This is a genomic window from Thiohalocapsa sp. (assembly GCF_019695415.1).
Taxonomy (GTDB): Bacteria; Pseudomonadota; Gammaproteobacteria; order Chromatiales; family Chromatiaceae; genus Thiohalocapsa.
The window spans coordinates 1-8,406 of the sequence record NZ_JAIFKJ010000185.1 but is presented as its reverse complement, the minus strand read 5'-3'; the positions used below and the strand labels follow the sequence as shown (position 1 = coordinate 8,406).

The following is an 8,406-nucleotide window of genomic DNA, read 5'->3' as shown; positions in this document are numbered from 1 at the left end:
CTCCTGTGGGCGGCCGCTGATCTTTCCTATCGCTGCCGGCGAGTCGCCAGATGCGGGCGGCGGGCGCGCAGCGATCTCCGGCGGCTGCTGCGGTGTGGCCGCCGGATCCGAGACGCCGGGACGGGCGCTGCGCGGGGCTTCCGGCGCGGCTGTATCTATTAAAGCGGGCGCCGAAGCGGTGGTGGCTGCCGTCTCCGCCGGCGGCGGGTGTTGGCGGCTCTTTACGGGCTCCGGCGGGGGCATGGCCAGTTCCTTGGTCTCGCCGGCGCTCTCTTCCACCGGCGCATCGGCGAGACCACGCAGCATCAAGAATGCCGCGGCACCCGCGACAGCAAGCGCCAGCAGGAGGACCAGGTAAGCCCAGGGACGACTATCCGGTGTCTCGATGGGTACATCGATCCCAAAACCCTCTACCCGGGGTATCTGGCCGAGCTCGCGGTCGCTTTGGGACTTCTTCAGGGCCTCGAGGATGTAGGACATGGGCCGAAACGCCGTGAGCCCGCCAGGCAAGCCGTCAGCGGGAGTGGGATAAACGCGGCACGTCTAGGTCCGCCAGGACATTGCTCAGCATAATGAGCGTGCGAGGACCCGCAATGCCGTCGGGGACGAGTCCTTGTGCAACTTGGAAGCCGCGTACTGCGGCCCGGACGTCGGCGTCGTACCGCGCCGGGTCGACCGTCAGCTCGCTTCCGGGCAACAGTGCCAGGCGCTCGCGCAGCCAGCCGATGGCATCTGCCGGGTCCCTGTCGGCAATGACCCGTCCCCCGAAGGGCGGCGGCCTCCACAGCAGGAGATAGTCGCCCGACCAACGCTCGTCCAGCACCGCGATCGGCACACGCATCGCGATGCCGTCCTGATAGAGGAGCGCGTGCTCGTCGTCCAGACCGCCAACGACGACGAATCCCGTTTCGTTGCGCGGCAGTCGGAGCTTCAGTGCCGCGGGCCGATCGAATCGGCGCAGCTCCGACCAGCGGCCGGTGCTGCGCTCACATGCCAGCGCGAAGGCAGGCACCGCGGCGCAGTCGAGGAAGCGCACGCCAGGGGCCTTCTGGATCTGCCAGAGCCCGAGAAGCTCATCGACGACGGCGTCCTCACTCACGAGTGCATCACCAAGACGTGCCGCGTCCAGGACGGACACCCGGGGGGCAACCCGGGCCGTGGCGATGCGGGGAGGGCGCGTGTCCGCAGTGGGCGACTGCGCATCGGCGCGCCGCCGATCCGCTATCACGCCATCACCCGCGGGCGGCACCGGCTGCGCCGTGTTGGCGTCAACGGCGTCCGACGCGTGCGTCTGCTGAAAAGCTGCAAGCTCAGCCGGCGCGTCAGTGTCTTGTTGCGTGGAATCGCCAACAGCGTCGGGCGGCAAAGATGCGCCCGCCGCAGCGGTCCCGGTCGCGGGCTGGTCCGCGCCGGCTTCCGTGACGGAAGCCAGGCCGGTATCGGCGTCGGTCTGGTCTGTCACTGCCGCTTGCACGCTGACGTCAGCTGGCAGCGCGCCGGGTTCTGGGCTCGCCGCCGCCGGCGGGTCGGCAAGCGTTGCCTGCGCGATGTTGAGGGGTGCTTCGGGAACAGGCGTTACCTCGGCCCCCGGCTCCGCCACCGGCGGGCGATCCGCCCGGAGGGAGGGCGCAAGGCCGGTCTTGTCTCCAGGGTCCTGGGCGGTCCGCGACCAACTCATGGACGACAGCCACTCGGCAGGGGCTGTCGCCGACCATAGGGCCGGCAGGCGCTGAGGCAGGCCAGATGCACCAAGCCAGAGCCCGAGTCCGAGGGCACCGGTGATGGCGGCCGCAAGCCCAAGTGCACCCCGCCGGCGGGGCAAAGCCGGATCGGCGCGATTGATGACTTCGCGTGCGGCGGTATCGACGACGGCCGGAGTCACCTGCATACGCCGGGAAACGGCGGCGCCCAGGAGGGCGCGGTCGCAGAGCAGGTTAATGAGTCGCGGCACGCCGCGGGTGTGCTGGTGTACGCGCTTGAGCGCTCGGGGCGTGAACAGGGGGCGGTCAACGCCCGCCACCGCGATGCGATGCTCCACGTAGGCGGCCGTCTCTTTGACGCCTAGCGGCGTCAAATGATAACGGGCTGTGACGCGCTGATTGAGCTGCCGCAGGTCCGGAGTCGCCAGCAGGGTGCGCAGCTCGGGCTGGCCGATGAGGAAGATCTGTAACAGTTTCTGCTTGGATGTCTCCAAGTTGGTGAGGAGGCGGATTTGCTCCAGCACCTTCGGGCGCAGATTCTGCGCCTCATCGATGATCAGCACGGGGCGCCGACCGCGGGCATGGGCGTCGAGCAGAAATCGATTCAGATGGTCGAGCATGGTCTTCACAGACGGCTCGCCAGTCGGCAGCTCGACACCAAACTCGTCGCAGATGGCGTGCAGAAGCTCGGTAGCGGTCATGGCCGGGTTCAGCACCAGCGCCACGTCCAAGCCTTCCGGCAATTGTTCGAGAAATGCGCGGCAGACGGTGGTCTTGCCGGTGCCTACCTCGCCGGTGAGCAACACGAAGCCGCCGCCACCACCTGCGCCGTAGAGGAGGTGCGCCAGGGCCTCGCGATGCTGCCCGCTCAGGAACAGATACTGCGGGTCCGGCGTAATGGAGAAACTGGGCTCTTTGAGACCGAAATATTTCGGATACACGCTGCGCTCGCGATGAGTTGCCCGGCGCCGGCGATAGCCCGGCTGCCGCACGCGACATTGCTGAAGGCAATATCGATACCCTCCGTGAATGTTAAAGAAAAAACGCTACATCTGCATCCGCTGAGGTCCGCCGTGAGGTGCGCCGCGGGGACGGGCAGCGGCGCGCGCCGACCAGCCGCGAGAGTGGGCTATCCAGGTGCTATCGTGGCTGGACGAGTCAAAAGCCTCAAGTCGCTGCGACGGGAGCGAATCAACCGGCGCTGCTTCCGAAGGCCCGTGGGTGTCAGGCGCAGCCTGGCTAGAGCATCGCCCAGGCCTCGGCGGCAATGCGGTCCGTGCTCTCGCGGGTCAGGTCCTTCACGAGCTCGCCCTTCACGGTGCGCCGCACTGCGTCGTCCATGGTCTCGCGCAAGAGTCCCATGAACTGCGGCGGTGCGATGACACAGAGCTGATCAAAGCGGTGCGCATCCAGCCCTTCCCGCAGCAAGTCTGCGATCTCGTGCGCGAAATGCATGGCCTCCTCATGCTTCGGCTGCGTGCTCGGCTCCATGGCATGGCGTTGCTCACCATGGGAATCGAAGGCGCGGCCCGGTCGGTCACTCTCGATCTCTTCCCCCTTTAGCCGGGCGGCGGGATGGACCAGGTCCTGCAACTCCTCCAGTGGCGAACTGCGGTCGGCAAGCGCATAAAGCCTTGCCCGCGCGGCATCGGTCACGATCAGCCAAGTCTTCATCGTTGGTACCTCCTTTCCTCTTAGGTGCACTGATCTCCTGGCCTCATGCGGCGGCAGCCGGGCGCCGCCACGTTGCTTACCTTCAATCTAGACGCCAGAACCGGGGAGGAACAAGTTACCGCGCCGACGACCGCCCATTGGCACCATTGCGGACACCAACGGCGCCGGCGCAGCCCCTTTCCCGGCTCGACGACGGCCAGAGAAGTGCCCTGTCCGTCACCGTAGGGTGACCTCGCCCAGATTCGAAACACACAGGCATACAGAGGGAGATAAAGATACTGTCCCTCAAAACTGCTGTCTCTCAAAACCGTGGTTCAGCCAACGCCGAGGAGGCCCTTGATGAAGTCTTTGAACAAGTCGATGAAGGCGGGACCGAACACGGCGATGCCGACCAGCAACAGCGTGATCCAGGCGATGCCGATGGCGATCCCGGCGAGCACCAGCAGGCCGTCGCGGGTGATGAGACCAATCGAAGCCATGGCGATGCCGATGCCTGGCAGCGTGTTGGTGGCCGGGAACGGGATCAGGATGCTGGCGATGAAAATGACGAAGACGGCGCCCACCACCCGCTCCGCCGTCGGGCCGGACAGCAGCAGCAGGCGCGGCCGTGCCAGCGTCTCGATCCAGCCGAAGTATTTGCGGGCGCCGGCGGCCATCTGCTCGAGCCCGGACTTGCGGAGCCGGCGCTCGCCGAAGCGCTGCGGCATCCAGGGCTCCGGGCGGCCCATGGCCATCTGCACGGCGATGGCAATCATCGGCAGGGAAACGATCTGCGGGATGCCATAGAGGAGCGGGATGCAAACCGGGATCGCCAACGCGAACAACATGAGCCCGAAGGCACGCTCGCCGAGGGCTTGGGTGAATTCGTGCAGGGTCAGGCCCTCGGCTGGTGCCTCGGCAGCGATGACCTCCAGGGCGGCAATCAACCCGCGACGGGGCGCGGCTTCATCGGCCTCGTCGGCGACGGCATCAACGGGGCGCTCGTTCATGGTGAGACGGTCCTTCAGACAGAGGAACAGGGGTGAAAATCAGCGCGGATGGTACAGCGCCCAGCCCCTACGCGCCCCACCCAAAGGCGAGAAAAAATCAGTGACAGTATAGGTATCTCCAGCGACGGGCAGGCGTTCTCTCCGCCGACTGAAGCGGTGACGGTATACCTAATTCCTTCCAACCGAGAGTTGATCAGCGCCTCGACACAGCCGGTCGGGCGCGTCAGCGGTGTCAACAGCCGATCCGTCAACCGGCGATGGTCTCCATGCGCCCCGCGAGGCTGAAGTCCAGCTCGGTGATGCCGCCGGCATCATGGGTGGCCAGATCGACACGTACGGTGCGGTAGACGTTGAACCACTCCGGGTGATGATCCATGGCCTCCGCTACCAGCGCGACGCGGGCCATGAAGCCAAAGGCCTCGTTGAAGTCCTTGAACTGAAACTCCTTGTGCAGCTTGCCGTCCACGACTTTCCACGGCGATGCTGCAGAGGCATTGAGGGCGTCGAGGGCGCTTGCAACCTCTTGCTCGGTCAGCTTGGTGCGGCTCATCGGGATCTCCTGGTTGGGATGACGACGCCGTCGGAAGTTGCCCCGGGGCAGACCGGCTTCAAGTGGGGTTTGGAAGGAAGCTGTTTGCAGTGGCAAGCTTGCAGGTCGGTGGCAAAGCGCGGCCTGCGTCCCGCGCATCATCCGCTCTGCGGACACTCCGTTATCGGCAGCTGCCCAAGGAAACGCCTCTCCTCTTGGCGCTTCCCGCGCAGGGCAGGACGCGGTCCCCGGACGGGAAGCGCTGCACGTTTCAGCGCTTCGCTAAGCGCCCCGAATGGCGGTTTCCGCCGAGGCGCGGCTCGCAGCGCCTGCCTTACGCGTCGGATTTGTCCTCAGTGGCCTCGGTTGCGGCTTGCTCGGCCTTCTTGGCGCTGCGCTTGGCCTTCCGGACTGCTTCGTCGACGACGACCTTGGCCTTCTCGGAGACACTTTCGGCGCCGTGCTCGACGGCTTCCACCGCCGCAGCGGCTCTCGTCTTGGTGCTCCGGCCCAGTTCGGGCAGCCACTCGGCAACTTTGTCGGCGCCGGCCTTAAGCTGCCCCACGGCCTTGCCGGTAATCCGGGCGAGACGCTGATGTAGGGCCTTGTCCGTGGCGCCATAGGTGGCCAGAGAGCCCACCGCAATGCCGGCGGCGAAGGGTATGAGGGGGAATGCCATGGATACCTCCATCGGGTGGCGGGCGGATGGCGGGCGCCACAAAGGCCCGCGGGTCGGCTAGGTGCGCTCGCTGGCAGGCATCGACCCCGCAGCGGCCGCACGCGCAAGCGCCTGCGTCCGGGTGCCCGCGGCACCGCAAACGCAGGAGTGCTCAGCCCTTAAGCCTAGCAGATGACAGAAATATGACAGGCTCAGCGATGCCTGCAGGCGTCCGCGAGGGCCGGGCGGCGTTCGTTGACGCCGACCGGCGCGCTCCACGTTCCAAGTCTGAAAGGCTGCAAGCGCAACACGCGATATCAGGCGGCCTCGCGCTCCTCCAGCTTGCGGATCAGCGGGTAGAGATGCTCGGTCTCGCGCTGGATGCGGTCCAGCACCAACGCGAACATCTGCTCGGTCTCCGTGAGGAACTCGTCATGGTTGCGAATCATCAGCCGGCGGCTCGACTCGTTGCACCAGTCCTTGAGATACCTGTTGAAGATGCGCTTGATTTCCGTTGAGCCCGACAGGAAGCGGTCCGCGGTGTTCTTCACTGTCTGGTCTGGATAGGAGATCAGCTTGCCGCAGAGCTCGCGGTCCACGAGCTCGATGTGCTCCTTCACCTTGCCGGTGTACTCGAAGAAGACGTCGCAGGCGGTCTCGGTGTCGCACATCTCGCGGCTCTGCACGAGGTACAGGAAGACGTTGGAAAGCTCGGTGATTTTATGGTTCTGGGCGTGCAGCTTGGAAAAAGCAGTCATTGCGGGGCATCCTCCATCGGAGCGCTTTCGTTGTGTGCAATCTATGGCGGAAAGGGTTGCGGCCTCGGACCCTGCGTCAGCGCCGACGGCTTGCGGGCGGACGTGGACACGAGCATCGATCAGCTGGGGCGCTGAGGGCAACGGCCATAACCGCAAAAAGTGTAGCCGAATTGCCCGGTGCCGTCGCGCCCGGATGCGCACAAGGCGTTGAATCAACTCTCGATCATGGCCTCCAGCCGCTGGCCCGGCGGCACCATGGGGAGCACGTTTTCCGCCTTGTCCACCCACACATCCACCAATACGGGTCCGGGTTCCGCCAGGGCTGCCTGCACGACCTCCCGAAGCTTGGACGGCAGTCGCACCCGGTCAGTGGAGAGGCGCGGATAGACAGCCTTGAGCGCCGTCAGATTGGGCAACTGGCGGCGACAATTTTGGTCGACATTGGTGCAGTCTGCATCACAGTCCCACTGGCGGGCCAGGCAGGTCTCGTGGTGATGGCCGTCGTCCATCATGTCTTCCCATTGGCGCACCATGCCGAGAAAGCTGTTGTTCAGCACGAATATCTTGACCGGGATACGGTTGGCGACGACGGTTGCCAGCTCCTGCATGTTCATCTGGAAGCTGCCGTCGCCGTCTACCAGCACCACGGGGCGGTCCGGGTTGCCATACCAGGCACCGATGGCCGCCGGCAGCCCGAAGCCCATGGTGCCGAGCCCGCCGGAGCTGACCCACTGCCGTGGACGGCTGAAGCGATAGTACTGCGCCGCCCACATCTGGTGCTGTCCCACACCGGTGACCACAGTGGCCTCACCATCGGTGAGCTCGGAAAGGCATTGGATCACGGCTTGGGGCTTGATGTGGTCGCCATCAGCATAGGGCAACGGCATCTGCTGGCGCCATTGTTGGACGCGGGCCATCCAGTCGGGGTGCTGGGCAGTCCGGCCGGAGTCCAGGGCGTAGGCCAGAAAGTCGTTCAGCGGCGCCACCAGGGGAAGATCGCACTTGATGGTCTTGTCGATCTCGCTCGGGTCGATATCCACGTGGGCGATGCGTTTCTCATCGGCGAAGCCCCGCACCGCCACCCGGTCATCGAAGCGGCCGCCGAGGGTCAGGATCAGGTCCGCCCCACGCAGCGCGTAGTTCGCCGGCACGGTGCCGTGCATGCCCGGCATGCCGAGGCAGTAGGGCGAGCCGAAGGGCACCGCGCCGAGCGCGTTGAAGGTGGTGGTGACAGGGGTGTCGAAGCGCTCCGCGAAGGCACACAACGCGTCCGCGGCTTCGGCGTGGATGACCCCGCCGCCGGCCTTGATTACCGGGCGCTCCGCCGCAGCAAGCGCGGCTAGGATGGCGTCCGCACGGGCGCTGTCGAAGGGCACCTCCGTACGATGGCGGGTGCGGGGCGGATTGGATGCGCGGAGCACCGCCAGCTGCACGTCTTTGCAGATGTCCACCACCACGGGACCGGGGCGGCCGCTGCCGGCAAGGCTGAAGGCCTCGCGCAGCATCCACTCCAGGTCCGCAACGTCCCTCACCAGGTAGTTGTGCTTCGAGATGGGCCGGGTCACGCCCACTGTGTCCACCTCCTGGAAGGCGTCGCTGCCGATCGCGCCGCTCGGCACCTGCCCGGTGATGAACAGCGTCGGGATGGAGTCCTTGTAGGCGTCCGCGATGGGTGTGGTGAGATTCGTGGCACCGGGCCCGGAGGTGGCCAGCGCGACGCCAACCCGCCCGCAGGCGCGTGCATAACCTTCGGCCGCATGCCCGGCGCCCGGCTCCTGGCGGCACATAATCACCCGCGGCACGGGGTCGCGCCGGCGCAGGCGCTTGTTGAGCTCCACATGCAACGGGATCACCGCCCCGCCGGTGTGGGCAAAGATCCCATCGACGCCGAGCTCGTGCAGCACGTCGAAGAGCAAGCCGGCGCCGGTGAGCCTGGACGGTTCGGTCTGCGTCCTTGTCATGGCGGCGCCTTGCAAGCAATTAGGACTGAGGCCTGATAAGACCTTTGCGGCGAGACGCCATGATAAGGCCCAAACTCCCGGGCCAGCAGGGGCCACCGGGGCGGGGCCTAGCGCCCCAAAGCACCTCACGACAGACA

The 8,406-nt window shown here is 66.1% G+C and carries 7 protein-coding genes and 1 pseudogene; all 8 read right to left on the bottom strand.

Annotated features, from left to right (window positions below; translation table 11 throughout):
• Nucleotides 1-480 (bottom strand): annotated as a pseudogene (locus tag I6U14_RS05210) (hypothetical protein); the annotation flags it as partial.
• Nucleotides 481-514: 34 nt separating this feature from the next.
• Complete coding sequence (locus tag I6U14_RS05205; protein WP_296897448.1) at nt 515-2,641, bottom strand: AAA family ATPase; 2,127 nt, start codon at nt 2,639-2,641, stop codon at nt 515-517.
• Between the two features lie 298 nt (nt 2,642-2,939).
• Complete coding sequence (locus I6U14_RS05200; protein ID WP_296897446.1) at nt 2,940-3,374, bottom strand: host attachment protein; 435 nt, start codon at nt 3,372-3,374, stop codon at nt 2,940-2,942.
• A gap of 314 nt (nt 3,375-3,688) precedes the next feature.
• Nucleotides 3,689-4,363 carry an exopolysaccharide biosynthesis protein gene (locus I6U14_RS05195; protein WP_296897444.1) on the bottom strand — a complete coding sequence of 225 codons (675 nt, stop codon included), beginning with the start codon at nt 4,361-4,363 and terminating at the stop codon, nt 3,689-3,691.
• Between the two features lie 247 nt (nt 4,364-4,610).
• Nucleotides 4,611-4,913 (bottom strand): 4a-hydroxytetrahydrobiopterin dehydratase, encoded by a 303-nt coding sequence (locus I6U14_RS05190; RefSeq protein ID WP_296897442.1) that lies wholly within the window; start codon nt 4,911-4,913, stop codon nt 4,611-4,613.
• Nucleotides 4,914-5,226: 313 nt separating this feature from the next.
• Nucleotides 5,227-5,571: a hypothetical protein gene (locus I6U14_RS05185; protein ID WP_296897440.1), complete on the bottom strand. Its 345-nt coding sequence runs from the start codon at nt 5,569-5,571 to the stop codon at nt 5,227-5,229.
• Between the two features lie 296 nt (nt 5,572-5,867).
• Entirely contained in the window at nt 5,868-6,308 is a 441-nt protein-coding gene (locus I6U14_RS05180; protein WP_296897438.1) for a hypothetical protein, read from the bottom strand.
• Between the two features lie 212 nt (nt 6,309-6,520).
• Nucleotides 6,521-8,269 carry a biosynthetic-type acetolactate synthase large subunit gene (gene ilvB, locus I6U14_RS05175; protein ID WP_296897436.1) on the bottom strand — a complete coding sequence of 583 codons (1,749 nt, stop codon included), beginning with the start codon at nt 8,267-8,269 and terminating at the stop codon, nt 6,521-6,523.
• Between the last annotated feature and the right edge of the window lie 137 nt (nt 8,270-8,406).